Origin of the sequence: Streptomyces sp. NPDC057616 (genome assembly GCF_042800575.1) — a bacterium.
Classification (GTDB): domain Bacteria; phylum Actinomycetota; class Actinomycetes; order Streptomycetales; family Streptomycetaceae; genus Streptomyces.
On sequence record NZ_JBHVGU010000041.1, the window covers coordinates 2,202 to 28,526 of the forward strand.

Genomic DNA, 26,325 nt, shown 5'->3' on the forward strand with positions numbered 1-26,325 from the left:
CCCGTTTCCTACGCCGTCCACCCCCGGAACTTACCCTTAGCGCTTCAAAGGCCCTAAGATGCGCTCCTTGGCCTCGTCGGGGACGCCGGGGCCGCGGTCGACGACCCGCACCTCCACCCGGTCGGCGATGGCGCTCGCGGCGACCAGGACCTCCTTGCCGGGCGGGCTGTACTTCACGGCGTTCTCGACCAGGTTCGCCATCGCCCGCTCCAGCAGCCCCGGGTCGACGGCGACCATGGGCAGGGTCTCCGGCACGTCGAGGCCGACGCTGCCCTCGGGCACTCCGACCAGCGCCATCGGCACGACCTCGTCGAGGTCGGCCTCGCGGATCAGCGGGGTGACCGTGCCGGTCTGCAGCCGGGACATGTCCAGCAGGTTGCCCACGAGGTGGTCGAGCCGGTCGGCGCCCTCCTCGATGCCCTCCAGCAGCTCCGCCTGGTCCTCCTCGGACCACGCCACGTCGTCCGAGCGCAGCGACGACACCGACGCCTTGATCCCGGCGAGCGGGGTGCGCAGGTCATGGCTGACGGCGGCCAGCAGCGCCGTACGGATGCGGTTGCCCTCGGCCAGCGCACGGGCCCGTTCGGCCTCCTCCTGCAGGCGCGTGCGGTCCAGTACGACGGCGGCCTGGGCGGCGAACGCGGCCAGCACCCGGCGGTCCTCGGCGGGCAGCACGCGGCCGGTGAGCGCCAGCGCCAGGTGGTCTCCGACCGGCACGTCCACGTCGGCGTCCTCCGGCCGCCCGACCGCCGGCCCGAGGCCCGCGCGGCCCGCGCAGGTCCACGGGTCGTGGTCGCTCGCCCGCTCCAGCAGGGCCGCCGACTCCATGCCGAAGGTCTCGCGGACCCGTTCGAGGAGGTCCTCCAGGCCGGTCTCGCCGCGCAGCACGTTGCCCGCGAGGAAGGAGAGGATCTCCGACTCGGCGCGCAGCCGGGCGGCCTGGTGGGTGCGGCGGGCGGCGAGGTCGACGACCGAGGCCACCGAGGCGCCCACGCCGACGAAGATGGCGATCGCGACGATGTTCTTGGGGTCGGCGATGGTGAAGCGGTGCAGCGGCGGTGTGTAGAAGTAGTTCAGCAGCAGGGAGCCCACCGCGGCCGAGGCCAGCGCGGGCAGCAGCCCGCCGAGCAGCGCCGCCGCGACCGTCACCGCCAGGAACAGCAGCATGTCGTTGGCGAGTCCCAGGTGGACGCTGTTGAGCAGCACCGCGAGGACGGCCGGGAGGATCACGCCGACCACCCAGCCGGCGATGATCCGGGAGCGGCCGAGCCGTGCCCCGCGGGCCACCGGCAGCCCGCGCCCCTTGCCCACCTGGCCGTGGGTGATGAGGTGGACGTCCAGGTCCGGTCCGGAGTCGCGGGCCACGGTCGCGCCGACGCCCGGCCCGAAGACGTACTGCCAGCTCTTGCGCCGGGAGACGCCGAGCACGATCTGGGTGGCGTTGGCCCCGCGCGCGAAGGCGAGCAGGGCCGCCGGTATGTCGTCGCCGACGACGTGGTGGAAGGTGCCGCCCAGGTCCTCGACGAGGGTGCGCTGCACGGCCAGTTCCTTCGGCGAGGCGGCCGTCAGCCCGTCGCTGCTGGCTATGTAGACGGCGAGCACCTCGCCACCGGCGCCCTTCTCGGCCAGGCGCGCGGCGCGCCGGATGAGGGTGCGGCCCTCGGGTCCGCCGGTCAGGCCGACCACGATCCGCTCGCGCGAGCCCCAGATCTTGGAGACGCGGTGCTCGCTGCGGTACTGCTTCAGGTACTCGTCGACCCGGTCGGCCACCCACAGCAGCGCCAGTTCCCGCAGGGCGGTGAGGTTGCCGGGCCGGAAGTAGTTGGACAGGGCCGCGTCGACCTTGTCGGGCTGGTAGATGTTGCCGTGCGCCATGCGCCGGCGCAGCGCCTCGGGCGACATGTCGACCAGCTCGATCTGGTCCGCCCGCCGCACCACCTCGTCCGGCACCGTCTCCCGCTGCCGCACCCCGGTGATCGACTCGACGACGTCGCCGAGTGACTCCAGGTGCTGGATGTTGACGGTGGAGACGACGTCGATGCCTGCGGCGAGCAGCTCCTCCACGTCCTGCCAGCGCTTGGCGTTGCGGGAGCCGGGGACGTTGCTGTGCGCGAGCTCGTCCACGAGGGCCACCTGGGGACGGCGGGCCAGTACGGCGTCCACGTCCATCTCGGTGAACGTGGTGCCGCGGTACTCCAGCTCCTGGCGCGCCACCTGCTCCAGGCCGTGCAGCATCACCTCGGTGCGCGGCCGGTCATGGTGCTCGACGAAGCCCACGACGCAGTCGGTGCCCCGCTCCACGCGCCGGTGCGCCTCGGAGAGCATGGCGTACGTCTTGCCGACGCCCGGTGCCGCACCGAGGTAGATCCGAAGCTTGCCGCGTCCCATGGCCCCTATTGTCTTCCCGTTCCCTGCGATGCACGCAGCGTCGACCTTACGGCGAGCGTTCGGGACAAAAGGGACGAGAGGCGGGGCAAGTGCCGTCTTTGACGCATCTCTGACGGGCCCGGCGGGTCAGTGCTCGACGATCTCCCCGTCGCTCAGCTCCAGGACCCGGTCGGCCAGGTCCAGCAGCGTCGCGTCGTGGGTGGCGACGAGAGCCGTGACCCGCTCGCTGTGGACGACGGCCCGCAGCAGTTCCATGACGGCGTGACCGGTCTCCGCGTCCAGCTGGCCGGTCGGCTCGTCGGCGATCAGCAGCGAGGGGCTGTTCGCCAGGGCGCGGGCGATGGCGACGCGCTGCTGCTGGCCGCCGGACAGCTCGCCGGGCCGCTGCGCCGCGTGGTCGGCGAGGCCGACCAGGGCGAGCAGCAGCTCCACGCGCTCCTCGCGCTCGCGGACCTCGGCCCGGCGCAGCCGCAGCGGCACGCCGACGTTCTCGGCGGCCGTGAGGATCGGGATGAGCCCGAAGGACTGGAAGACGAAGCCGACGCGGTCGCGGCGCAGGGCGAGGAGCCCGTCCTCGCCGAGGCCCGACAGGTCGAGGCCGTCGACGGTGACCCGGCCCTCGTCGGGCGCGTCGAGTCCGCCGACGATGTTCAGGAGCGTGGTCTTGCCCGATCCCGAGCGCCCTTTGAGGGCCACGAGCTCACCGCGCGGCACCTCGAAGGAGACGCCGCGCAGGGCGTGCACCGCGGCCGCCCCGTGACCGTAGGACTTGTGGACGTTCTCGACCCGCACCATGGTCTCGGTGACCACCTGGCTCATGCGCCCTCCCCCGTGCAGCCGTCGGCCGGGCGCCAGTATCGCCGTCCGGCGCCCGGTCCTTCAACGGTCGGTCAGCTCGGATTGTCCCCGTGGGTGAGGGTCTCCCAGGCGACGAAGAGGTTGTTGCTCCCCGCCGGGCGCTGCTGCTCGGTCAGCGTCTGGGTGTTGGTCATCGCGATGCCGAGGCGGTTGTGCAGGGCGTTGTAGCCGACCTCGGTGACCGGCCCGAGCCCGAGCTTCAGCGATCCGCCGCACAGCCAGCTCGGGGCGGCCGTGCCCAGCTGGTACTTGGACTGGAACCCGAGCGCCTGCCGCAGCCGCTCGCCGACGTCGGTGCCGTAGAGGTCCTGGCCCTGGATCCGGCTGGTCTCGGCGACGTGCGAGATCGAGGAGATGCCGTAGCCCGTGTGGGTGAAGTCGCGGCAGGTCTCCTGGGTGAGGCCGGTGACGAAGGTGGACTGCCCCTGCCAGTAGCTGACGATCTTCGCCTTCGTGTCGAGGTGCTGGCTCGGCACGGTCTTCGGCAGGTCGCCGTCGGAGGCCAGGTACACATAGGCGGCCGTACGGGTGCGGAACGTCGCCATGGCCTTGTCGTACGACGCCTTGTCGTCCAGGAAGACGGAGATGCCCACGGCGGCCTCCATCATCGTCAGTTCCCAATTGCCGTTGGAGTTGGAGCCGTTGATGATCTCCGGGAGGTAGACGTCGCGGAGCATGGTCGCGAAGCGGCCGGAGTTCGCCCAGGTTCCGGTGTACGTGTACTTGATGATCTCGGCGGCCTTGGGCCAGGAGGAGCCGGCCCAGCCCGTCTGCAGGGGCGCGTTGCTGTTGGTGTGGTCCTTGATCACGGCGGACCAGGCGTCCATCAGCTCGATGGACTTCCTCGCGTAGCGGTCGTCGCGCGTGATGTACCAGGCGAGCGCGTCGGTGTACGCGGCGATCGCGTCCTCGCGCTCGTCCGTGCAGCCGTAGTTGGGATTCGAGTACGAGCCGCACTCGACCGTCGCGCGCGGCTTCGGCGTGCGGTTCAGGTCCGCGTACTTGCTCGCCATCATCTGGTCGAAGGCGCCCTTCCAGGGCTGGGCGCCGGCGTCGACCTTGGTGCGCGCGAAGTCCAGCTGGGCTCTGGAGACGGTGACGCCGGGGTGGACGAAGGCACTGGGGGCGGCGTCCGCGTGGCGGGCGCTGGGCCACGCGAGCATGCCCACGACAAGCGCGGACGTGGCGGCGAGGAGGGCGGTTCGGCGCATGTGGGGGTGCCTTCCGTTCTCGTATGTGAACGCGAAGCGCCTTTATGAACAGACGCGTGTGAGCCGGAACGGTAGGTACAGACCAATGCACCGTCAAGGGGTCGCGTACGCGAAAGAGCCGCACCCCTGGGGGTGCGGCTCCCGATCTGTTCTTCGACCCGGTCTGTTCCCCGACCGGATCCGTGCTCCGCGGAGCGTCTAGCGGACCTCTGTGATCTCCGGGCCGCGCTGGAGCTGGCCCATGCCGCCGGCGAAGCGCGAGGACTCCTCCTGCTGCACGCCCTCGGGCACCATCTGCGCGTCGTTCGGCAGCTTCAGGACGATCGGGTCGCGGGGCGCCATCGGGCCCTCGCCGCGGACCACGACCGTGTCCCGGAAGATCTGCTCGAGCAGGCCGGCCGCCTGCGGCTGCACCGCGCCCTGCCCCGAGATCACACCGCGCAGGAACCAGCGCGGACCGTCCACACCGACGAACCGCACGACCTGGAAACCGCCCGTGCCGTCCGGCAGTTGCACCGGCACCTGGGCCCGCAGCTCCCAGCCCAACGGGCCCTCGACCTCGTCGATGATCCCACCCTGCTGGGTGATGCCGGAGCCGATCTCCTCGCGCACCTCGCCCCAGATGCCCTCGCGCTTGGGAGCGGCGAAGGCCTGCAGCTGGATGGCGCTGTCGCGCAGCACGACGGTCGCCGCGACGATCGCGTCGCCCGCGACCTCGACCCGCAGTTCCATGCCGTCGACCCCGGGCACGAACATGCCGCCCAGGTCCACGCGGCCCTCGGCGGGGTCGCGCACCTCGGAGTCGTCCCAGGGTCCGTCGGGCCGCGGCCCGGGTTCGAGCCGCACGCGCCCGCGCTCTTCCTCGTCCGCCTCAGTGTCGACGCTGTCGACGACCTGCTCGGCCTCGCCGGCCGCGTCCTCGGCGGCACCCTTCTTATTGCGACGTCCGAACACGTCACTGTCCTTCCCGGTCGGATACGACCGATGCGTATCGATTCCCACCCGCCCGGCCGCCCTCGGCGGCCTGACCGTTCGTGCTGCTGGTTCCGGCCACCGAGGCGTGGCCCCCGGTGGACCCGAAGCCCCCTTCGGCCCGCGCCGAGTCGGGAAGCTCCGCGACCTCCTGGAAGCGGACCCTCTCGACCTGCTGGACGACCAGTTGGGCAATCCGGTCGAAGCGCTCGAACCGCACGGCCTCGCGCGGGTCGAGATTCACCACGATCACCTTGATCTCCCCACGGTACCCGGCATCAACCGTCCCCGGGGCATTCACGAGGGCGACACCGCACCGGGCGGCCAGACCGGATCGAGGATGCACGAAGGCCGCGTACCCCTCGGGGAGCGCGACAGACACCCCGGTGGACAGCACGGTCCGCTCACCGGGCCCGAGTTCGCACGCCTCGGTGGTCCGCAGATCGGCTCCCGCGTCGCCGGGGTGCTCGTACGTCGGAAGCGGTACGTCCGGATCGACGCGGCGGATCAGCACGTCGAGCTCGGGACGGGGAGCAGGGCTCACGGGTTCACCTCGAAGGCGCGGGCGCGCCTTTGCTGATCGGGGTCGCTCATGGCGGCACGGATCTCCTCCGGGCGGCCGTTGTCGATGAAGTGGTCGACCTTCACCTCGATGAACAGGCCGTCCGCACGGACCGCGACGGGCCCGTCCGGGCCGCCGATGCGCCCGGTGGTGGTCGAGTAGATCTTGCGGCCCGCCACCGCGGTGACCTCGGCCGTCAGATGCAGGGTGGTGCCCACCGGGACCGGCCGCACGAAGTCGGTCTCCAGCCGTCCGGTCACGGCGATCGTCCGCAGCAGCCAGTTCAGCGAGCCGAGCGTCTCGTCGAGCGCGGTCGCGAGCACGCCGCCGTGCGCGAGACCGGGAGCGCCCTGGTGGGCGGGCTGCACGGTGAACTCGGCGGTGATCGTGACGCCTTCGCCGGCCCGCGCCTCCAGGTGCAGTCCGTGGGGCTGCTCGCCACCGCACCCGAAACACTGTTCGTAGTGGGCACCGAGAGGCTCCCCGGGCGCGGGGGCGTCGGGGTGCCGCACGGGTCGCACCGCGTCGGCGGGAGGCTGAAGAGCTGGGGAAGTACCACTCACAGCCGCAGACCTTACCCGCGCGTCCGGCGATTCCGGACACCGTGCCAAGCTTGGCCTCATGCAGCTCTCCACCGCCCCGTACGAAGAACGCCTCACGGCCCCCCGCTCGTGGTGGCTGATCTCCTTCCTGGTGGGCGTCTCCTTCGCCCTGATCCTGCTGCCGTTCGGCACCCTGCCGCTGCTCGGCGGGCTGGTCGGCGGCACCGCGGCGGCGGCCGTGGTGGCGAGCTCGTACGGCTCGGTCCGCATCCGTGTGGTGGGCGGCTCGCTGATCGCGGGCGAGGCGAAGATCCCGGTCACGGCCCTGGGCGAGGCGGAGGTGCTGGACCCGGAGGAGGCGCGCGCCTGGCGCACGTACAAGGCCGACACCCGCGCCTTCCTGCTGCTGCGCGCCTACATCCCGAGGGCCCTGCGGGTGGAGGTCACCGACCCCGAGGACCCGACGCCGTACCTGTACCTGTCGACGCGGGAGCCCGAGCGGCTCGCGGCGGCGCTGAAGGCGGCGCGGGAGGCGGCCGCGTAGGTGCGGCCAGGGCCGTAAGGGCTCAGCCCGCGGCCTCGTCGTCCAGGTCCAGCGGATCGGCGGGTGCCTCCAGCGGAGGCAGCGCGGGCAGCGCGTCCCAGGGCACCTGGACCTTGCGCAGGTCCCGGCGGATGCGTCCGGCGAGCTTCTTGGTGTCGCGGCGGTTCATGACCGCGCCCACCGCCGCGCCCACCATGAAGGGCATCAGGTTCGGCAGGTCGCGCACCGTGCGCTTCATGATCTGCTGGCGCAGCTGCTGCTTGGCGTGGCTGTTGAGCGCCGAGGTGACGGTCGCCGGCTTGGCCACGTCGATCCGGCGCTCCCCCGACCAGGAGTTCAGATACGCGGTGCTGCGCTGCTTGAGGTTGCCGGGCGGGCGTACGCCGTAGACCTCGTGGAGTTCGGCGATCAGCTTGAGCTCGATCGCGGCGACACCGGTGATCTCGGCGGCGATCTCCGTCGGCATCGCGGGCGGTACGGGCAGCATCGCCGCCGCTCCGACGCCGGCCCCGACGGTGGAGGTGGCGGCCGCCGCGCCCGCCACGAGCTTGTCCGCGAGCTGCTCGGGCCCGAGGCCCGGGAACTGTTTGCGGAGGGTGGCGAGGTCCCGCACGGGGACCCGCGGGGCGATGTCGATGATCCGGTCGGCGACGTAGGCCAGACCGGATCGCGCGGCGCTGCCGCTCTTGCGCACGCCTGCGCGCGCCTTGTCGCGGATGACCGCGGCCCGCCGCTTCGCGACGGGCGCAGACGTCGTCGGCGGGGCCGGGAGGTCACCCCGGCCGGCCGCCGGTTCGAGCGAGGCCGATCCCGTGGACCCGTCCGTACCGTCCGTCGCACCGGAGGGGCCCCGCTCGTCGTCACGCGCGCCGTGAGGGCCGTCGTACGGCCCTTCGTCCGCTCCCGCCATCGGGAAGCGGCGCTTCCAAGGTGGGGTCGAGCCAGTCACGGCCGACCCGGCCTCAGTCGCAGTCGCGGCAGATCGGCTGACCGTTCTTCTCCCGGGCCAGCTGACTGCGGTGGTGCACCAGGAAGCAGCTCATGCAGGTGAACTCGTCCTGCTGCTTCGGCAGCACCCGGACGGCCAGCTCCTCGTTGGAGAGGTCCGCGCCGGGCAGCTCCAGGCCTTCCGCGGCCTCGAACTCGTCGACGTCGACGGCGGACGTCGACTTGTCGTTCCGCCGGGCCTTCAGCTCTTCAAGGCTGTCCGAGTCGACGTCGTCGTCGGTCTTGCGTGGAGTGTCGTAATCCGTTGCCATGTCGCTCTCCCCCTCTGGGTGTCTGCGGTGTCTCCAGCGCACGTAACGCGTGAGAGGCCGGACTTGTGCCCGACCCGAGGCGGAGATTTTGCCTCACATCAAGGTCTGTTACTCAATCGACACCCAACCGGACCCCTCAAGAGTGATCGGCTTGGATGGCGAACGGGACCGTACACGGTCCCCATGCCGCTGTTCAAAGGCATCTCACCCTGTACTTCCCGTGATCAGGTGACCCGAAAACCCGGATTTTCCCGGCTTTCCGGAAGTCATCATGATCACGGAGAGTAGATGGCCAGAAAATCGCCCATGTGATCGATCACACACGGGATAGGCCATCCGGCGGCCAGAAAATTCCGCGCAAAGCGAACATCCCCGCGTGTCCGGGACATGGTCTCAGATCGGCAGTGTCACCCGCATCACGAGTCCACCCCCCTCACGCGGCCGTGCCGAGATGTGGCCGCCGTGCGCGCGGGCCACCGACCGGACGATGGACAGCCCCAGTCCGACGCCCTTGTCACTCCCCGTGCGCTCGGTGCGCAGCCGCCGGAAGGGCTCGAAGAGATTGTCGATCTCGTACGCCGGTACGACGGGTCCGGTGTTGGTCACGACGAGGACCGCCTGCCCGTGCTGGACGTCGGTGGTGACCTCGACCCAGCCGTCCTCCGGCACGTTGTACCGCACGGCGTTCTGCACGAGGTTCAGGGCGATCCGCTCCAGCAGGACGCCGTTGCCCTGGACGACGGCGGGCTTCTGCTCGCCGCGCATCTCCACGCCCTTGGCGTCCGCCTCCGCGCGCACCTGGTCGACGGCCTGCTCGGCCACCTCGGCGAGGTCCACGGGCTTGCGCTCGACGATCTGGTTGTCGCTGCGGGCGAGCAGCAGCAGGCCCTCGACGAGCTGCTCGCTGCGCTCGTTGGTCGCCAGGAGTGTCTTGCCGAGCTGCTGGAGCTCCATGGGCGCGTTCGGATCGGAGAGATGGACCTCGAGGAGCGTGCGGTTGATCGCGAGGGGCGTGCGCAGCTCGTGCGAGGCGTTGCCGACGAAGCGCTGCTGGGCGGTGAAGGCGCGCTGGAGGCGCTCCAGCATGTCGTCGAAGGTGTCGGCCAGCTCCTTGATCTCGTCGTCCGGGCCGTCCAGCTCGATCCGGCGGGACAGGTCCGAGCCGGCCACCGCACGCGCCGTGCGCAGGATCCGGCCGAGCGGGGACAGGACGCGGCCCGCCATCGCGTAGCCGAACGCGAAGGCGATCACGGCGAGGCCGAGCAGGGCCAGCAGCGAGCGGCTGAGGAGGTCGTCCAGCGCGTGCTGGCGCTGGACGGCGTCGCACTGCTTGAGGATCGAGTTCAGCTCGGCCGGCGGCGCCGAGTTCAGGGCGGGGCAGGTGGTGCTGGTCATGTCGAGGTTGGAGCCGGTCACCTGGAAGGACTGGCCACTGCCCTCGTGCAGCGCCTGGGCCGCCAGCAGATAGATGATCGACAGCAGCAGGATGCCGGCGATGAGGAACATGCCGCCGTACAGCAGGGTGAGCCGTATGCGGATGGTGGGGCGCAGCCACGGGAACGGCGGTTCGGGCTTGCGGGGGTCCCAGGTGGGTTTGGGCGGCGCGGTGGGGAGAGCGGGTGTTGCTGCCATTGCGTATCAGATCCGGTAGCCGGAGCCGGGCACGGTGACGATGACAGGGGGCTCGCCCAGCTTGCGGCGCAGTGTCATGACGGTCACGCGCACGACGTTCGTGAACGGGTCGGTGTTCTCGTCCCAGGCCTTCTCCAGGAGCTGCTCCGCGGAGACGACGGCGCCCTCGGAGCGCATCAGAACCTCCAGGACGGCGAACTCCTTGGGCGCGAGCTGGACCTCCTTGCCGTCGCGGAAGACCTCGCGGCGGTTGGGGTCGAGCTTGATGCCCGAGCGCTCCAGGACGGGCGGCAGCGGCACGCTGGTGCGCCGGCCGAGGGCACGCACGCGTGCGATCAGCTCGCTGAACGCGAAGGGCTTGGGCAGGTAGTCGTCGGCGCCGATCTCCAGGCCCTCGACCCGGTCGCTGACGTCGCCGGAGGCCGTGAGCATCAGCACGCGCGTGGGCATGCCCAGCTCGACGATCTTGCGGCACACGTCGTCGCCGTGGACGAGCGGGAGGTCGCGGTCGAGGACGACCACGTCGTAGTCGTTGACGCCGATGCGCTCCAGGGCGGCCGCACCGTCGTACACGACGTCGACGGCCATGGCCTCCCGGCGCAGTCCGGTGGCCACCGCATCGGCGAGCAGTTGCTCGTCCTCGACGACGAGTACGCGCACGTCGCAAGTCCTTCCTGTGTCCGCCCGCGCAGCCGGAAGGCACACGCGGGCAGGGGGTCCGTCTCGGGTTGGTGCCTCCATCCTGCCCTTTTCGGTCATAAGTCGGCAGTAAGACGGGTGGGCGGCGGATGAGCACCGGATGAAGGACAGGTGTGAGACCCGGGAATCAAAGATTTTGTCGTCGGGTTGAGGTTTCCACGGAAGGGAGCGGGGGGAGGACGGTTCATACCCCGCGATCACGCTCTGCTAGTGCCGCAGCACCATGCGGCACGGCGCAATCCGCTTACCGCAGAGTGGGCGTGGGTGTCCGGCACCGTCGCCGCCCGGCACGGCTGCGCCGGGCACTCGCAGGAGACGTGATCGCCCCTTCCGAACGGCACACCCCCGTGCCATCGACCCACGACCCAGGACGAGGGGGCGCAGCATGGACGCTTTCACCGCAGGACTTCTGCAGCGCATAAAGACGACCGAGTCCGACCTGACGCGGGCTCGCGACGAAGGCGACGACTTCCTCGTCGAGGTGGAGCAGGGCGAGCTCGACGACCTGCGCCGCCTCGCCGCCGAACACGGTGTGGAGGTCGGCGCCTAGCGTCCGATCAGCTCGGCAGCACGGCACCGACGGGCCCCCGGCGAATCCAGCGCCGGGGGCCCGTCGTGCTGTGCCGCGGCCACGTTCACCTGCTGTTCGCCGCGGTGCCGGCCTGCGGACACCTCGTCAGTCGTGCCAGGCGCCGAAGTCCTCCAGGAGCCGCTGGAGGGGCTCGAAGACGCCCGGGGTGCCGGCGATCGCGAGATCGCCTCCGGGGCGCTCTCCGGGCCGTCCACCGGTCAGGGCGCCCGCTTCCCGCGCGATGAGGTCCCCCGCCGCGAGATCCCACGCGTGGAGCCCCCGCTCGAAGTAGCCGTCGAGGCGGCCGGACGCCACGTCGCACAGGTCGACCGCGGCCGAGCCGCCGCGCCGGATGTCGCGCAGCAGCGGGATCAGCTTCCTGGCGACCTCGGCCTGGTGGACGCGGACCTCGGTGACGTAGTTGAAGCCCGTCGAGACCAGGGCCTGGTCGAGAGGCGGCGCGGGGCGGCAGGCCAGCGTGCGCTCGCCCTCCCAGGCGCCGGTGGCGCGGGCCCCGCCGCCGCGGACCGCGTGGTACGTCTCGCCGCGCATCGGGGCCGCCACCACCCCGACGACGGTCTCGCCGTCCTGCTCGGCCGCGATGGACACGGCCCAAGTGGGAAGGCCGTAGAGGTAGTTGACCGTGCCGTCGAGCGGGTCGATCACCCAGCGGACGCCGCTCGTGCCCTCGGTGGAGGCGCCCTCCTCGCCGAGGAAGCCGTCGTCCGGGCGGCGCTCGGAGATCAGGTCCGTGATCAGCTTCTCCGCCGCGATGTCCATCTCGGTGACCACGTCGATCGGGCTCGACTTGGTCGCGGCGACCGCGAGGTCGGCCGGGCGGCCGTCCCGCAGCAGCTCCCCGGCGCGGCGGGCGGCCTCCTGGGCGAGCGCGAGCAGGTCCTGGTGCAGGGGGTCGGTCACGGCGCTCCTCACGCGTAGGGGCTGTCGGCGCCCGCGGCGGCCGGGCGGGGTGCGCGGGCCGGGCAGCAGCCGGCCGGGCAGAGGTGGTGGCTCGGGCCGAGCGCGCCCAGGGCACAGGGCGTCACGTCCTCGCCGCGCTCCACCGAGGCGCGCTCCAGGACGAGGTCGCGGACCGCGGCGGCGAAGCGCGGGTCGTCGCCGACCGTGGCCGAGCGGCGCATCGGCAGCCCGAGCTCCTCGGCCTTGGCCCTGGCCTCGGTGTCGAGGTCGTAGAGGACCTCCATGTGGTCGGAGACGAAGCCGATGGGGGCGATGACGACCGCCGGGACGCCGGCCGCGTGCCGCTCCTCCAGGTGGTCGCAGATGTCGGGCTCGAGCCATGGGATGTGCGGGGCGCCGGAGCGCGACTGGTAGACGAGCTGCCAGGGGTGGTCGACGCCGGTGCGCTCGCGCACGGCGTCGGCGATCAGCTGCGCCACCTCCAGATGCTGCTCGACGTAGGCCCCGCCCTCGCCGTGGGCCTCGACCGGGCCGGAGGTGTCCGCCGACGCGGTCGGGATCGAGTGGGTGGAGAAGGCGATGTGCGCGCCCGCGCGCGCGTCCTCGGGAAGGTCGGCCAGGGACTGCAGCACGCCGTCCACCATGGGCCGTACGAAGCCCTCGTGGTTGAAGTAGTGCCGGAGCTTGTCGATCTTCGGCAGCTCGAGACCCTCGGCCTCCAGGGCGGCCAGCGAGTCGGCGAGGTTCTCGCGGTACTGGCGGCAGCCGGAGTACGAGGCGTACGCGCTGGTGGCCAGGACCAGGATGCGGCGGCGGCCGTCGGCGACCATCTCGCGCAGGGTGTCCGTCAGGTAGGGCGCCCAGTTGCGGTTGCCCCAGTAGACCGGCAGGTCCAGGCCGTGCTCCGCGAAGTCCTTGCGCAGGGCGTCCAGCAGGGCACGGTTCTGGTCGTTGATCGGGCTGACCCCGCCGAAGAGGAAGTAGTGCTGCCCGACTTCCTTCAGGCGTTCCTTGGGGATGCCCCGCCCGCGCGTCACGTTCTCCAGGAACGGGACCACGTCGTCCGGGCCCTCCGGGCCGCCGAACGAGAGCAGCAGAAGGGCGTCGTAGGGGCTGGCATCGAGCGCGTCTGACATGGAGCGATCCTCCCACCCGGCACCGACGGCCGGGAAACGGCGGGGTGGCGGGAGGGGGCCGGGCCCGGGTCCTGAGGCGTTCACCGGCGGAATGACGGGTGCATTAGGGTGACCTCACTCGTAAGCTGTATCAGCCGCAGTAGCACCTTACTGATCCGCACCGTCCGGTTACCGATCCGTACCCACCGGAGACCCCGTGCCCAGCCCCTACCGCGCCCTGTTCGCCGCCCCCGGCACCAAGGGTTTCTCCGCCGCGGGCCTCCTCGGCCGGATGCCGCTGTCGATGATGGGCATCGGCGTGGTCACGATGATCTCCCAGCTCACCGGGCGCTACGGGCTCGCCGGCGCGCTGTCGGCCACCATCGCGCTCGCGGCCGCGGCGATCGGGCCGCAGATCTCCCGGCTGGTGGACCAGTACGGACAGCGCCGGGTGCTGCGCCCCGCGACCCTGGTCGCGCTCTCCGCGGCGGCCGGGCTGCTGCTCGCCGCGCACTTCCGGTGGCCGGACTGGGTGCTGTTCGTCTGCGCCGCGGGCATCGGCTCGGTGCCCAGCCTCGGCGCGATGATCCGCGCCCGCTGGGCCGCCCTGTACCGGGGCACTCCGAAGCTGCACACCGCGTACTCCTTCGAATCCGTCGTCGACGAGGTGTGCTTCATCTTCGGGCCGATCATCTCGATCGGCCTGTCCACGGCCTGGTTCCCGGAGGCCGGCCCGCTGCTCGCCGCCTGCTTCCTGGCGGCCGGCGTCTTCTGGCTGACCGCGCAGCGCGCCACGGAGCCCGCACCGCACCCGCGCGAGCAGCACGGCGGCGGTACCGCACTGCGCTCCCCCGGCCTGCAGGTGCTGGTGGCCACCTTCGCGGCGACCGGGGCGATCTTCGGAGCCGTCGACGTGGTCACGGTGGCCTTCGCCGACGAGCGCGGGCACAAGGCCGCCGCGAGCCTCGTGCTCGCCCTGTACGCGGCGGGCTCCTGCGTGGCGGGGGTCGTGTTCGGGCTGCTGCACTTCGCCGGGGCGCCCGCCCGCCGCTGGCTGCTGGGCGTATGTGCGATGGGCGTGAGTATGATCCCCCTCCTACTGGTCGGAAACTTGCCGCTTCTGGCCGTGGCGCTGTTCGTTGCGGGCCTGTCCATCGCTCCCACGATGATCACGACGATGTCCCTCATCGAAGAGCACGTACCGCGCACGCAGTTGACCGAGGGCATGACCTGGGTGAGCACCGGGCTCGCGGTCGGCGTCGCGCTCGGCTCCTCGGTGGCCGGCTGGGTCATCGACGCGGCCGGCGCGCGTGCCGGGTACGGGGTCCCGGCGGTGTCCGGGGCCGTCGCGGTGGCGGTCGGTTTTCTGGGGTACCGCCGGCTGAGCAGGCCGGCTACGCAACGGGGAGGCACCGTTGAGCAGCACAGCGAGCGCGAAGAACGGCACGTGGCGTAACTGGGGCGGCAACGTCTCGGCCCGCCCGGCGCGCGAGGTCGCGCCGGCGTCCGTGGAGGAACTGTCCGCGGCGGTGCGCCGGGCCGCGGAGGACGGCCTGACCGTGAAGGCCGTCGGCAGCGGGCACTCCTTCACGTCCATCGCCGCCACCGACGGTGTGCTGATCCGCCCTCAACTGCTGACCGGCATCCGCAGGATCGACCGCGATGCCATGACGGTCACGGTCGAGGCGGGCACCCCGCTCAAGAGACTCAACATGGCCCTGGCCCGCGAGGGCCTGTCGCTCACGAACATGGGCGACATCATGGAGCAGACGGTCTCCGGCGCCACCAGCACCGGCACGCACGGCACGGGCCGCGAGTCGGCCTCCATCGCCGCCCAGATCAGGGGACTTGAGCTGGTCACCGCCGACGGCTCGGTGCTCACCTGCTCCGAGAAGGAGAATCCGGAGGTCTTCGCGGCCGCCCGGATCGGCCTCGGCGCGCTCGGCATCGTCACCGCGATCACCTTCGCCGTGGAGCCGATCTTCCTGCTCACCGCGCGCGAGGAGCCGATGCCCCTGGACAAGGTGCTCGCCGACTTCCACGAACTGTGGGCCGAGAACGAGCACTTCGAGTTCTACTGGTTCCCGCACACCGGCAACACCAACACCAAGCGCAACAACCGCAGCGCGGGCCCGGAGAAGCCGGTGTCCCCGGTCGCGGGCTGGTTCGAGGACGAGTTCCTCTCCAACGGCGTCTTCCAGGTCGCCCAGTGGGTCGGCCGCGCGGCGCCCGCCACCGTCCCGGCGATCGCCCGGCTCTCCAGCACGGCCCTGTCCGCCCGTGGTTACACCGACATTCCGTACAAGGTCTTCACCTCCCCGCGCCGGGTGCACTTCGTGGAGATGGAGTACGCCGTCCCGCGCGAGGCCCTGACCGAGACGCTGCGCGAGATCAGGGCGATGGTGGACCGCTCCGGTCTTCGGGTCAGCTTCCCGGTCGAGGTGCGCACCGCCCCGGCCGACGACATCACCCTGTCCACGGCGTCGGAGCGCGACAGCGCGTACATCGCCGTCCACATGTTCAGGGGCACGCCGTACCAGGCCTACTTCACCGCCGCCGAGCGCATCTTCACCGCGCACGAGGGCCGGCCGCACTGGGGCAAGGTGCACACACGGGACGCCGAGTACTTCTCCTCGGTCTATCCGCGCTTCGGCGAGTTCACCGCGCTGCGTGACCGGCTCGACCCGGACCGGCGCTTCCAGAACGCCTACCTGCGGCGGGTGTTGGGCTCGTAACCATTGGTTCCGTTTCTGGCGATTGCGTGAAGTACGCCACGTTCAAGATCGCCGGATCCGCTCAACCACCGGCCGGGTACCGCCCCTTGCCAGAAGTTGAGCGGCGCGCCAATCCACGCACGTGGCCCGAATGGAGTACTGTTGCGAGCCCTGGGTCCGGTCTCCCGCCAGGGCGTCCGTGACCTTCAAGGACCGCCATGAGGGGGCTAGTTGCACAGGGTGACGGAGTTGGTCACTTAGCGTTGCGAATAGGTAACCGTGCCATAACGGCGGTCCAGGGCCCGTGCCCGACACGCCGGGCAACTCGGCAAGGTTGTGGCAGGCTGCACCCGGGCAGGCCACACTCGACTAGCGGAAGCAGCGACGCACGTGACGTCGGCAGGCACCACCCGGGAGGTCCCCATGCCCGAACTGCGTGTCGTGGCCGTCTCGAATGACGGCACACGGCTGGTGCTGAAGGCTGCCGACTCAACGGAGTACACGCTTCCGATCGACGAACGCCTGCGCGCGGCGGTGCGTGGCGACCGGCCCCGCCTCGGCCAGATCGAGATCGAGGTGGAGAGCCATCTCCGCCCCCGCGACATCCAGGCACGTATACGCGCCGGTGCGACCGCCGAAGAGGTGGCCCAGCTCGCCGGCATCCCCGTCGACCGCGTCCGCCGCTTCGAGGGCCCGGTGCTCGCCGAGCGCGCGTTCATGGCCGAGCGGGCCCGCAAGACGCCCGTCCGCCGCCCCGGCGAGAACGCCGGTCCGCAGCTCGGCGAGGCCGTCCAGGAGCGGCTGCTGCTGCGCGGTGCTGAGAAGGACACCGTGCAGTGGGACTCGTGGCGCCGCGACGACGGCACCTGGGAGGTCCTGCTGGTCTACCGGGTCGCGGGCGAACCGCACTCGGCGAGCTGGACGTACGACCCGCCCCGGCGGCTCGTGCAGGCGGTCGACGACGAGGCGCGCTCGCTCATCGGCGAGTCCGAGGACCTCGCGGCCCCGGAGCCCAGCTTCCCGTTCGTGCCGCGCATCGCACGGCTGCCGCGCGACCGCCCGCTGGACCGCGCCCTGGACCGGGAGCGGCCGAGCCTGCCCGCGCAGGCGTCCGAGCCCGCAGAGGAGAGCACGGGCGAACGGGACTCGCTGACCAGCCTGTTGGAGGCCGTGCCGAGCTTCCGCGGCGACCTGGTGGTACCGGAGCGCCCGGCTCCGGACACCCCGCCGCCGCCGGCACCGCCCGCGGAGGAGCCTCCCGCCGAGCCCGAGGCGGAGGAGCCGCCGGCCCCCGCGGCCTCGGCCGGTTCCGCCTACGCGGACGTCCTCATGCCGCGCTCCGTCAGCAGCCACCGCGACCGTCTCGTCGGCGCCACCGACCGCCAGGCCGAGGCCGACGGCGTCCGCCCCGGCCGGCGCGCGGCGGTCCCGAGCTGGGACGAGATCGTGTTCGGGACGCGGCGCAAGAAGCAGGACTGACAGCCGTACGAGGACGAGGGCCGCACCCGGTGGGTGCGGCCCCTTCTCGTGCGCGACAGCGCGGTGTCACTGCGGATCGGGCCCCACGGCCACCGGGCGGGACGGGTCCGACGACCACTCCGACCACGACCCCACGTACAGCGCCGCGTCGATGCCCGCGACCGCCAGCGCGAGCACCTCGTGGGCCCCGGAGACGCCCGAGCCGCAGTAGACGCCGACCGGTGAACCGTCCGCCGCACCAAGGGCCTTGAAGCGTCCGGCCAACTCCTCCGCGGGCAGGAACCGGCCGTCGCCGCCCACGTTCTCGTTCGTGGGCGCCGACACCGCGCCCGGGATGTGCCCGCCGATCCGGTCGATCGGCTCCACCTCGCCGCGGTACCGCTCGCCGGCTCGCGCGTCGAACAGCACGCCGGCGCGGGCCAGGGCCGCGGCGCCGTCGGCGTCCAGCAGCCCCCCGGCGCCCGGCACCGGTTCGAAGTCGCCCTCGGCGGGCGTGGGCACGGACGTCTGCGACGGGCCCTCCCAGGTCGGCAGCCCGCCGTCGAGGACCCGTACGTCCGGGTGACCCGTCCAGCGCAGCAGCCACCACGCACGGGCGGCGGCCCAGCCCTGTCCGCCGTCGTACACGACCACCGGCCGCGCGGCCGTGACCCCCGCCCGCCGCATCGCGGCGCCGAACACCTCCAGGTCCGGCAGCGGATGACGGCCGTTCTCGCCGGGCTCGGAGGCGAGTTCGTCGTCCAGGTCGACGTAGACGGCACCGGGGATGTGTCCGGCCGCGTACGCGGCACGTCCGTCGAAGGCCGGCTCACCGGCCGCCTTGGCCACGCTGAGCTGCCAGCGGACGTCGAGCAGGACGGGCGGGCGCTGCCCCGCCAGATCGCTCGCGAGTTCGGAAGCGGAGATGATGGCGTTCATGGTCACCATCCTTGCGCACGGGGTGGCCGCATCGTCCATGTCCGGCTACTCTGCTCGGCCGGACAGCCTCGATCACGAGGCGTACGGGTTCGAGCACATGCTGTACAGCTGATCGACATTCGTCGGCAATCGCACAGAAACGGATGGGAAACCGCACACCGGGCATCCTCCGGGAAGGGCGGCGCGCCCGGAGCGCGCACCGGCGCCGGTGGTGCGAGCATCGGCACGGAGATCCGGAGAGCGGGGCCACGGGGCCACCGCGAGGGGTCGAGGAGAGAGCGACGATGACCGAGGCACGGGGACCGGCCGGTCCGGACGGCGGGACGCACACGCGTCACGCGCCCGGCACGCCCTGCTGGGTGAGTCTGATGGTGCACGGCTTGACCACCACCCAGGAGTTCTACGGCGCGCTGTTCGGCTGGGAGTTCAGGCCGGGCCCGCAGCAGCTCGGCCCGTACGTGCGGGCGCTGCTCGACGGCGCCGAGGTGGCCGGCATCGGCCAGCTGCCGCCGGACCGCCATCTGCCCATCGCCTGGACGCCCTACCTGGCCTCGGACGACGTGGACGTGACCGCCGAGACCGTGCGGCTGTGCGGCGGCACCATCGGCGTGGGGCCGCTGGACGCCGCCGAGGCCGGCCGGCTCGCGATCGGTTCGGACCCCTCGGGCGCCGTCTTCGGCATCTGGCAGGCGGCCGAGCACCTGGGCACGGGCATCACGGGCGTGCCCGGCACCCCCGCCTGGAACGAGCTGCTGACCTTCGAGTCGGTGAGCGTGGCCAAGTTCTACGAGACGGTCTTCGGCTACGAGGAGGAGGCGGTCGTCTCCGCCGACTTCGACTATCTGACGCTGCAGATCGAGGGCCGCCCGGTCGCCGGCATCCACGGCGTGGGCCACGCGCTGCCCCGTGACCGGGGCCCGCACTGGATCACGTACTTCGAGGCCGCCGACGTGGACGAGACGGTGGAGCGTGTGGTGGACCTGGGCGGCCATGTGCTGTCGCCGCCCAAGGACGGAGCCCACGGGCGCGTGGCCACGGTGGCCGACCCCGAGGGCGCCCGCTTCTGCCTGATCGAGAGCCCGCGCTGAGCCGCGGCCCCCGCCCGCCCGGGTCCTAGACCTGCGACATCGGCAGCACGTCCGGGGACAGCGCCGCCGACCCGGACGTCGCCGCCGTCATACGGCGGCGGTGGTGGCGCCGGCACAGGACCTCGTAGCCGATGTCCTCCGGCTGGTTGACGTCCCCGACCACGACCTGCGCACCCTCGACGACCATGGCGCCGCCTATCGTGCGGGCGTTGTGCGTGGCGCGGGCGCCGCACCAGCACAGGGCCTCCACCTGGAGGACCTCGACGCGGTCGGCCAGCTCGATCAGGCGCTGCGAGCCGGGGAAGAGCTTGGTGCGGAAGTCCGTCGTGATGCCGAAGGCGTACACGTCCAGGCCCAGGTCGTCGACCACACGCGCGAGTTGGTCGATCTGCTCGGGCGCCAGGAACTGCGCCTCGTCCGCGATGACGTAGTCCGCGCGGCCGCCCTGCGAGAGGTGGTCGACGAGGTACGCGTACAGGTCCTGCCCGTCCTCGACCTCCACCGCGTCCGTGACCAGGCCGAGCCGGGAGGAGAGCTTGCCCTCGCCCGCCCGGTCGTCGCGCGTGAAGATCATGCCCGCCAGGCCGCGCGCCGAGCGGTTGTGCTCGATCTGCAGAGCCAGCGTCGACTTCCCGCAGTCCATGGTTCCGGAGAAGAAGACCAGCTCGGGCATGGCGAGTTGAGCACCTTTCGGTGTGCGGGATCGGCGGTCGGGCTTCAGGAGCGTACTTCGAGCAGGGGGATCAGCTGCTCGGCAGGGGTCATCGAACCGTGGTTGCCGACCATCGCCGACTCCTTCGGCTCCCGCTCGGAGGCGATGATCAGGACGTCGTCACGGGCGGCCGCGACGACGTCGCCGATGCGCGCGTACACCCGCTCGTCGATGCGCGGGCCGAACCAGCCGGCCGCGATCGCCTCGTCCCGCGAGGCGATCCAGAACTGCTCGCCGAGCACCTCGCGCCAGACCGTCAGGACGTCGTTGTGGGCACCGGGGACCGCGTACACGTGCCGGGCCCGGCCCTCGCCGCCCAGCAGGGCGACGCCGGCCCGCAGTTCCCAGTCCGCGTCGAAGTCGATGCGGTGCTCCTCGTCGAAGGGGACGTCGATCATGCCGTGGTCGGCGGTGACGTACAGCGCGGTGCGCTCCGGCAGTTGCTCGGCGAGGCGCTGCACTAGCCGGTCGACGTGCATGAGCTGGCCGCGCCAGGTGTCCGACGCCACGCCGTAGCGGTGGCCGGCGCCGTCGAGCTCGGCGTAGTACGTGTAGACCAGGGAGCGGTCGCCGGCCGCCAGTTGCTCGGCGGCGAGGTCCATGCGCTCCTCGCCGGACAGCCGCCCGAGGAACGTTCCGCCACTGAGCGCGACCTTGGTCAGCGGGGTGGTCTCGAAGGTGGGCGAGGACACCTGGGCCGCGTGCACGCCCGCGTCGTGGGCCCGCTGGAAGACGGTGGGGTACGGCTGCCACTTCCGCGGCTGCGTCCAGGGCTGCCAGCGCAGCTGGTTCATCAGCTCGCCGGTCTCGGGGTTGCGCGCGGTGTAGCCGGGCAGGCCGTGCGCGCCGGGCGGCAGGCCGGTGCCGACGGAGGCCAGGGAGGTCGCCGTGGTCGCCGGGTAGCCGGTGGTCAGGGGGCGGCCGGTGCCGCCGCGCGAGCTGCCGAGGAGCGAGGTCAGGAAGGGGGCCTCGTCCGGGTGGGCCTTCAGCTGCTCCCAGCCGAGGCCGTCGATCAGGAAGACGCAGTTGCGGTCGGCAGGCGTCAGCTCGGTGATCGCGGCCGTCGTGTCCGGCACGCCCATGCCGGCGGCCAGCGTGGGCAGCAGGTCGGCGAGCGAGCCGCTGCCGTACTCGGGCAGGGGCGCGGAGTCGACGGCGAGGGGTTCGGGGTGGGCGTCCCAGGAGGCGGAATCGGCAGATGTGGGCGCGGAGCGCCCTCGATCATGGGCGGAGGGGGGAGACGGGTGGGCCATCAGCGGCCGGTGTCCGCGGTCGCCTCGGAGAGGGACTGGGCGAAGGCGAGCGCCTGGCGCACCGTCTCCGGCCCGTCCCCGGCCTCGCTGACGCGCAGGCTGAGGTCGTCCGCCGTCGAGTTGCCCGTGTACCCGTGGTCCGCCTCGCAGTTGGGGTCGCCGCAGGCGGCCGGTTCGAGGTCGATGCGGGAGACGGCGCCCCAGCCGATGGTGAGGACGACCTCGCGGGGCAGCGTGCCCGGCTGGTACTGCTCCGGGTTGGCGACCACGCGGCTGACCACGACCGACGAGATCCGGCCGAGCTTCACCGACTCCGTCGAGGTCGTCGCGTACGGCGTCGGGGAGGTGTCGTCCGCCGCCTGCTCGTCGGTGTGGCTGACGATGAAGCGGTTGCCGGTGAGGACGAGCACGGTCACGTGCCGCCGCACCTCGTTCTGGTCGAACGTCGTCTCCTGGTGGACCAGGTACGACCGGATGGGCTCGCCGCCCACGGCGGCCTCCACCGCCTCGGCCACGAGGGCCGGGTAGTAGCCGCTGCGCTCGATCGCCGCACGCAGCCCCTGGGTCGTCGTACTGGTCTTGGCCATGACGTCCATCCTAAAGGGGTGCACCGACTGCGAGGCACCGGTCATGCGGTGTCCGTGTACACGTCTCAGTACAGGGGGAGGGTGCGCGGACCGAGGTCGCCCCGGGCCGGCGGCGGCGCGAGACGGACCGAGGCGCCGAGAACGGTCAGGCCACGCGGTGCGACCACGACGGGCTCCAGGGTGACCGCCACGACCTCGGGGTGATCGTCGACCAGCCGGGACACCCGCAGCAGCAGCTCCTCCAGGGCAGGCGTGTCGACGGGTGTCGAGCCGCGCCAGCCGAACAGCAGCGGCGCCGTCCGGATCGAGCGGATCAGCGAGGTCGCCTCCCGGTCGGTGACCGGAACCAGCCGGTGCGCCATGTCGCCGAGCAGCTGGGAGGCGGCCCCCGCGAGCCCGAACGACAGCACGGCCCCGGCCGCGGGGTCGATGACGGCCCGCACGACGGTGTCCACACCGCGGGGTGCCATCTGCTGCACCACCGGACGCAGTTCCTCCGGCTTCCCGAACAGCTCGGTCAACTCGGCGTACGCGCGGCGCAGTTGCTCCTCGTCGGCGAGGTCCAGCCGTACGCCGCCCAGGTCGGCGCGGTGGCGCAGGTGCGGGGCGGTGGCCTTGAGGGCGACGGGGTAGCCGAGACCGTCGGCGGCCCGGGCGGCGTCGTCCGGGGTGAAGGCGGGGACGGCCCTGCGCACGGCGATGCCGTACCGGCCGAGCAGCTCGTGGGTCTCCTCGGTGCCGAGCGTGAGTCCCTGGCCGCGCGCGAGCATGCCGTCGATGAGCCGGGCGGCGCCCTTCTCGTCGATGTCCTCGTACTCGGGCACCTTGCCGGGCTCGGCCGCCTCGCGCCGCCACTGGGCGTAGTGCACGGCCTCGGCGAGGGCGCGGACCGCGCGCTCGGCCGCGGGGTAGGCCGGGATGAGGCGGGGGCCGGTGCCGGAGGGGGCGGGTTCCTCGGTCCGCACCGGCGGCGGCAGCTGCTGCGAGGGGCGCAGCCGGCGGGCGCCGGAGGCCTTGGCGCCCGGCTCGGGCGCGGTGCTCGTCGCCGCCGACAGGGCCTCGGCGAGACCGCCGAGTTCCACGTGCACCACGAGCACCGGCTTGCCCGGGACCTGTTCGGCCGCCGAGCGCAGCGCCTCCGCGAGCTCCGCGTCCCCCGTCGAGCCCTCACCGATCGCCGGGATCGCGGTGACCACCACCGCGTCGCACGCGTCGTCCGCCAGGGCGCGCGACAGCGCCGCGTGGAAGTCGCCCGCCGACGCCTGCGTCGTCAGGTCGAGCGGCCGCAGCGGCCGCAGCCCTTCGGACAGGCAGGCGTCGTAGGTGAGCAGTCCCAGTGATTCGGAGTTGCCGAGGATCGCCACGCGCGGTCCCGTCGGCAGCGGCTGGCGCGCGAGCAGCAGGCCCGCGTCGACCAGCTCGGTGATCGTGTCCACGCGGATGACCCCGGCCTGTCTGAGCAGTGCGGAGACCGTCGTGTACGGCAGTTGCGTGGCCCGTACCGCGTGCCCCTGGGGTGCCGAACCGGCGCCCTGCACCACGACCAGCGGCTTGGCGGCCGCGGTCCGCCGGGCGAGCCGGGTGAACTTGCGCGGGTTGCCGATGGACTCCAGGTACATGAGGACGACGTCGGTGTCGGGGTCGTCGTACCAGAACTGGAGCAGGTCGTTGCCGGACACGTCGGCGCGGTTGCCGGACGACACGAAGGTCGAGACGCCCGTGACCCCGGTGACTCCGCCGCCGCGGCGCTGCAGCCGGGACAGCAGGGCGATGCCGATGGCGCCGGACTGGGCGAACAGCCCGATCCGGCCGGGGCGGGGCATGTCGGGGGCGAGGGAGGCGTTCAGCCGTATCCCGGGCGAGGTGTTGATGATGCCGAAGGCGTTCGGGCCGACGATGCGCATGCCGTACGTGCGCGCGTGCCGCACGAGTTCGCGCTGGCGCTCGCGCCCCTCGGGCCCGCTCTCGGCGTACCCCGCGGAGACGACGACCAGGCCCTGCACGCCGTGCTCGCCGCACTCGGTGACGACCTCGGGCACGTGGTCGGCCGGGACGGCGACCACCGCGAGGTCGACGGGCCCGTCGATGTCCCGCACCGAGCGGTACGCCGGCACCCCGTCGAGCTCCTTGACCTCTTCGGGCAGCGCCTTGTTCACGGCGTACAGCGACCCGGTGAAGCCGGCGTCCCGGATGTTGTCGAGGATGCTGCGTCCCACACCTCCGGGCGTGCGGCCGGTGCCGACGACCGCGACGGAGCCGGGCAGGAGCAGCCGCCGTACGGACCGGCCCTCGGCGCGCTGCTCCCGCGCGCGCTGCACGGCGAGCGAGCGGTCGGTGGGCTCGATGCCGAACTCCAGGTGGACGACGCCGTCCTCGAAGCTGCGCTTCTGGGTGTAGCCGGCGTCGGTGAACACCTTGATCATCTTGACGTTGGCGGGGAGCACCTCGGCGGTGAAGCGGCGGATGCCCCGCTCGCGGGCGACCGCGGCGACGTGTTCGAGGAGCGCGGAGGCGACGCCGCGCCCCTGGTGGGCGTCCTGCACGAGGAAGGCCACCTCGGCCTCGTCGGCCGGTGCCGAGGCGGGCGTTCCGTCGGCGCCGATGCGGTCGTAGCGTACGGTGGCGATGAACTCGCCGCCGACCGTGGCCGCGAGTCCCACCCGGTCCACAAAGTCGTGGTGCGTGAAGCGGTGGACGTCCTTGGCGGACAGACGAGGGTACGGCGCGAAGAAGCGGTAGTACTTCGACTCGTCCGAGACCTGCTCGTAGAAGCTGACCAGGCGCTCGGCGTCATCAACGGTGATGGGGCGGATGCGCGCGGTGCCGCCGTCGCGCAGCACCACGTCGGCTTCCCAGTGGGCGGGGTACTCATGCCGGTCCGACGAGGTCTGCATGGGCCCCAGAGTACGGCTCGCGTCCGACAACGGCGCGAGGCAGTCTGTGGGGAGGACGGCAGTCGCCGAGAACGGAACAAGGACGAAGTCGGGCCGAGGCCGCGGCCCGACGACCCACCTCCAGGACGGAGCGGAGGACCGCTCCGGACATGCTTCACGTTGTGGGAAACTGGTCTAGACAACCCTGAACACCGAAGGGCAGCATCACATGGCTGAGCGCCGCGTCAACGTCGGCTGGGCCGAGGGCCTCCACGCCCGCCCCGCTTCCATCTTCGTCCGGGCCGCCACGGCCGCAGGTATCCCGGTGACGATCGCCAAGGCCGACGGCAACCCCGTCAACGCGGCCTCCATGCTGGCCGTCCTGGGCCTCGGCGCCCAGGGGGGCGAGGAGATCGTCCTCGCCTCCGACGCCGAGGGCGCCGACGCGGCGCTCGACCGGCTCGCGAAGCTGGTCTCCGAGGGTCTCGAGGAGCTTCCCGAGACCGTCTGACCACGCCACCGCAGAAGGGCTCGTCCGAATTATCGGGCGAGCCCTTCGCATTTCCCCCACCGGCCCGGCAGAAATTCCGATCAACGCCAGCGGAATTACCGGTCGAAGGCAGCAGAAATAACCCCCCGGCCAATTCCACCCTCTTTGTATACGGCGCGCATGTTAATGCCGCAGGCCCGTCACGTTTACGGCATGTTGCGAGGTCCTCACACGGTCGGTGCGATCACCGCCCGGGGCGAACCGCAGCCGGTGCGCCGCGGCGGAGCGCTCGGTGTGCAGGGTCGTCACCGCACGCGCGCGCTCGCCGTCGCCGCGGGCCACGGCGTCGACGATCGCGCCGTGCTCCGCCCAGGACTCCACGGGGCTGGCGGGCGCCTCCTCGGTGTACATCCAGGCGATCTTGTGCCGCAGCTGCGTCAGCATCGAGGTCAGCGCGGGACTGCCGGAGGCCTGGGCGAGCGTCTCGTGGAACCAGCCCTCCAGGGAGCGCAGATCCTCACTCGTGCCCCGCCTGGCCCGCTCCTGCCCCAGCCTCACCAGGCCGCGCAGCACCTTCAGATGGGCCTCGGTACGCCGCTGGGCGGCCCGGGAGGCGGCGAGCGGCTCCAGCAGCATGCGCATCTCCAGCAGGTCGGCGGCCTCCTGCTCGTTCGGCTCCGCCACGCACGCGCCCGCGTGCCGGCGGGTCACCACGAAGCCCTCCGCCTCCAGGGTGCGCAGCGCCTCGCGCACGGGGACGCGCGAGACGCCGTAGCGGCGGGCGAGGAGTTCCTCGGTGAGCCGGCTGCCGCGCTCGTAGACACCCGCGACGATGTCGTCCCGGATCGCCGTGCACACCGAGTGCGCCGGAATACGCATGACCGACCTCCGACTTAATCCCCGTGAAACGCCAAAGATTGACGTGTGTTCCGGTGAC

General features: G+C 72.0%; 24 protein-coding genes and 1 pseudogene. 7 read left to right on the plus strand and 18 right to left on the minus strand.

Annotated elements, in window-relative coordinates; genetic code table 11:
* Window positions 1–39: 39 nt before the first annotated feature.
* The 6 genes and pseudogenes from ACFU97_RS37390 to ACFU97_RS37415 form a co-directional block, all read right to left on the minus strand.
* A pseudogene (locus tag ACFU97_RS37390) lies at window positions 40–2,388 on the minus strand (DUF4118 domain-containing protein); the annotation flags it as partial.
* 126 nt (window positions 2,389–2,514) lie between these two features.
* Entirely contained in the window at window positions 2,515–3,207 is a 693-nt protein-coding gene (locus tag ACFU97_RS37395) for an ABC transporter ATP-binding protein (protein ID WP_384265369.1), read from the minus strand.
* A gap of 71 nt (window positions 3,208–3,278) precedes the next feature.
* A complete protein-coding gene (locus ACFU97_RS37400; protein WP_384265371.1) occupies window positions 3,279–4,457 on the minus strand; it encodes an alginate lyase family protein in 1,179 nt (392 codons plus the stop codon).
* A gap of 198 nt (window positions 4,458–4,655) precedes the next feature.
* Window positions 4,656–5,411: a DUF3710 domain-containing protein gene (locus tag ACFU97_RS37405; protein WP_384265374.1), complete on the minus strand. Its 756-nt coding sequence runs from the start codon at window positions 5,409–5,411 to the stop codon at window positions 4,656–4,658.
* A gap of 1 nt (window position 5,412) precedes the next feature.
* Window positions 5,413–5,973 carry a dUTP diphosphatase gene (dut, locus tag ACFU97_RS37410; protein WP_384265376.1) on the minus strand — a complete coding sequence of 187 codons (561 nt, stop codon included), beginning with the start codon at window positions 5,971–5,973 and terminating at the stop codon, window positions 5,413–5,415.
* Window positions 5,970–6,554 carry a PaaI family thioesterase gene (locus tag ACFU97_RS37415; protein ID WP_384265379.1) on the minus strand — a complete coding sequence of 195 codons (585 nt, stop codon included), beginning with the start codon at window positions 6,552–6,554 and terminating at the stop codon, window positions 5,970–5,972. The genes dut and ACFU97_RS37415 overlap by 4 nt, the downstream gene beginning before the upstream one ends.
* Before the next feature lie 58 nt (window positions 6,555–6,612).
* On the opposite strand from ACFU97_RS37415, the gene ACFU97_RS37420 reads away from it, so the two are divergent.
* Complete coding sequence (locus ACFU97_RS37420; protein WP_384265381.1) at window positions 6,613–7,077, plus strand: DUF3093 domain-containing protein; 465 nt, start codon at window positions 6,613–6,615, stop codon at window positions 7,075–7,077.
* 22 nt (window positions 7,078–7,099) lie between these two features.
* Here the strand turns inward: ACFU97_RS37420 and ACFU97_RS37425 are convergent, their stop codons facing one another.
* The 4 genes from ACFU97_RS37425 to ACFU97_RS37440 form a co-directional block, all read right to left on the minus strand.
* Window positions 7,100–8,026 carry a hypothetical protein gene (locus ACFU97_RS37425; RefSeq protein WP_384265383.1) on the minus strand — a complete coding sequence of 309 codons (927 nt, stop codon included), beginning with the start codon at window positions 8,024–8,026 and terminating at the stop codon, window positions 7,100–7,102.
* Between the two features lie 13 nt (window positions 8,027–8,039).
* Entirely contained in the window at window positions 8,040–8,336 is a 297-nt protein-coding gene (locus tag ACFU97_RS37430) for a DUF4193 domain-containing protein (protein ID WP_005481602.1), read from the minus strand.
* A 393-nt stretch (window positions 8,337–8,729) separates the two neighbouring features.
* Window positions 8,730–9,968 (minus strand): sensor histidine kinase, encoded by a 1,239-nt coding sequence (locus tag ACFU97_RS37435; protein WP_384265385.1) that lies wholly within the window; start codon window positions 9,966–9,968, stop codon window positions 8,730–8,732.
* A gap of 6 nt (window positions 9,969–9,974) precedes the next feature.
* Window positions 9,975–10,628, minus strand: coding sequence for a response regulator transcription factor (locus ACFU97_RS37440; protein WP_016432179.1), 654 nt, complete (start codon window positions 10,626–10,628; stop codon window positions 9,975–9,977).
* 424 nt (window positions 10,629–11,052) lie between these two features.
* Between ACFU97_RS37440 and ACFU97_RS37445 the strand changes: the two genes are divergently transcribed.
* On the plus strand, window positions 11,053–11,217 hold the full coding sequence (locus ACFU97_RS37445) for a hypothetical protein (protein WP_164932146.1): 165 nt from the start codon (window positions 11,053–11,055) through the stop codon (window positions 11,215–11,217).
* A gap of 126 nt (window positions 11,218–11,343) precedes the next feature.
* Here the strand turns inward: ACFU97_RS37445 and ACFU97_RS37450 are convergent, their stop codons facing one another.
* Together ACFU97_RS37450 and ACFU97_RS37455 are read right to left on the minus strand one after the other, a co-directional pair.
* Complete coding sequence (locus ACFU97_RS37450; RefSeq protein ID WP_384265389.1) at window positions 11,344–12,159, minus strand: inositol monophosphatase family protein; 816 nt, start codon at window positions 12,157–12,159, stop codon at window positions 11,344–11,346.
* Between the two features lie 8 nt (window positions 12,160–12,167).
* On the minus strand, window positions 12,168–13,295 hold the full coding sequence (locus tag ACFU97_RS37455) for a ferrochelatase (protein ID WP_384265392.1): 1,128 nt from the start codon (window positions 13,293–13,295) through the stop codon (window positions 12,168–12,170).
* A 196-nt stretch (window positions 13,296–13,491) separates the two neighbouring features.
* Between ACFU97_RS37455 and ACFU97_RS37460 the strand changes: the two genes are divergently transcribed.
* From ACFU97_RS37460 to sepH, 3 genes are all read left to right on the plus strand, one after another.
* Window positions 13,492–14,730, plus strand: a complete 1,239-nt coding sequence (locus ACFU97_RS37460; RefSeq protein ID WP_384265393.1) for an MFS transporter — start codon at window positions 13,492–13,494, stop codon at window positions 14,728–14,730.
* Window positions 14,690–16,009, plus strand: a complete 1,320-nt coding sequence (locus tag ACFU97_RS37465) for a D-arabinono-1,4-lactone oxidase (RefSeq protein ID WP_384265395.1) — start codon at window positions 14,690–14,692, stop codon at window positions 16,007–16,009. The genes ACFU97_RS37460 and ACFU97_RS37465 overlap by 41 nt, the downstream gene beginning before the upstream one ends.
* A gap of 402 nt (window positions 16,010–16,411) precedes the next feature.
* On the plus strand, window positions 16,412–17,467 hold the full coding sequence (sepH, locus tag ACFU97_RS37470) for a septation protein SepH (RefSeq protein ID WP_384265398.1): 1,056 nt from the start codon (window positions 16,412–16,414) through the stop codon (window positions 17,465–17,467).
* A gap of 66 nt (window positions 17,468–17,533) precedes the next feature.
* Here sepH and ACFU97_RS37475 read toward each other — a convergent pair whose 3' ends face one another.
* Window positions 17,534–18,385 (minus strand): sulfurtransferase, encoded by an 852-nt coding sequence (locus ACFU97_RS37475; protein WP_384265400.1) that lies wholly within the window; start codon window positions 18,383–18,385, stop codon window positions 17,534–17,536.
* 284 nt (window positions 18,386–18,669) lie between these two features.
* On the opposite strand from ACFU97_RS37475, the gene ACFU97_RS37480 reads away from it, so the two are divergent.
* Entirely contained in the window at window positions 18,670–19,473 is an 804-nt protein-coding gene (locus tag ACFU97_RS37480; protein ID WP_384265403.1) for a VOC family protein, read from the plus strand.
* 25 nt (window positions 19,474–19,498) lie between these two features.
* Here ACFU97_RS37480 and ACFU97_RS37485 read toward each other — a convergent pair whose 3' ends face one another.
* Genes ACFU97_RS37485 through ACFU97_RS37500 form a run of 4 tightly spaced genes read right to left on the minus strand, consistent with a single transcriptional unit; the run spans window position 19,499 to window position 24,919 of the window.
* Entirely contained in the window at window positions 19,499–20,146 is a 648-nt protein-coding gene (locus ACFU97_RS37485) for a thymidine kinase (protein ID WP_384265405.1), read from the minus strand.
* Between the two features lie 44 nt (window positions 20,147–20,190).
* The gene (locus ACFU97_RS37490; protein ID WP_384265408.1) at window positions 20,191–21,438 is read right to left on the minus strand and encodes an alkaline phosphatase family protein; all 1,248 of its coding nucleotides are present in this window, start codon (window positions 21,436–21,438) and stop codon (window positions 20,191–20,193) included.
* Entirely contained in the window at window positions 21,438–22,034 is a 597-nt protein-coding gene (locus tag ACFU97_RS37495; RefSeq protein WP_384265410.1) for a DUF5998 family protein, read from the minus strand. The genes ACFU97_RS37490 and ACFU97_RS37495 overlap by 1 nt, the downstream gene beginning before the upstream one ends.
* A 56-nt stretch (window positions 22,035–22,090) precedes the next feature.
* On the minus strand, window positions 22,091–24,919 hold the full coding sequence (locus ACFU97_RS37500; RefSeq protein ID WP_384265413.1) for a GNAT family N-acetyltransferase: 2,829 nt from the start codon (window positions 24,917–24,919) through the stop codon (window positions 22,091–22,093).
* A gap of 208 nt (window positions 24,920–25,127) precedes the next feature.
* Here ACFU97_RS37500 and ACFU97_RS37505 point away from each other — a divergent pair, with 208 nt between their 5' ends.
* Window positions 25,128–25,409, plus strand: a complete 282-nt coding sequence (locus ACFU97_RS37505; RefSeq protein WP_016432192.1) for an HPr family phosphocarrier protein — start codon at window positions 25,128–25,130, stop codon at window positions 25,407–25,409.
* Window positions 25,410–25,571: 162 nt separating this feature from the next.
* Here the strand turns inward: ACFU97_RS37505 and ACFU97_RS37510 are convergent, their stop codons facing one another.
* Window positions 25,572–26,267, minus strand: coding sequence for a GntR family transcriptional regulator (locus tag ACFU97_RS37510; RefSeq protein ID WP_384265416.1), 696 nt, complete (start codon window positions 26,265–26,267; stop codon window positions 25,572–25,574).
* Window positions 26,268–26,325: the final 58 nt, after the last annotated feature.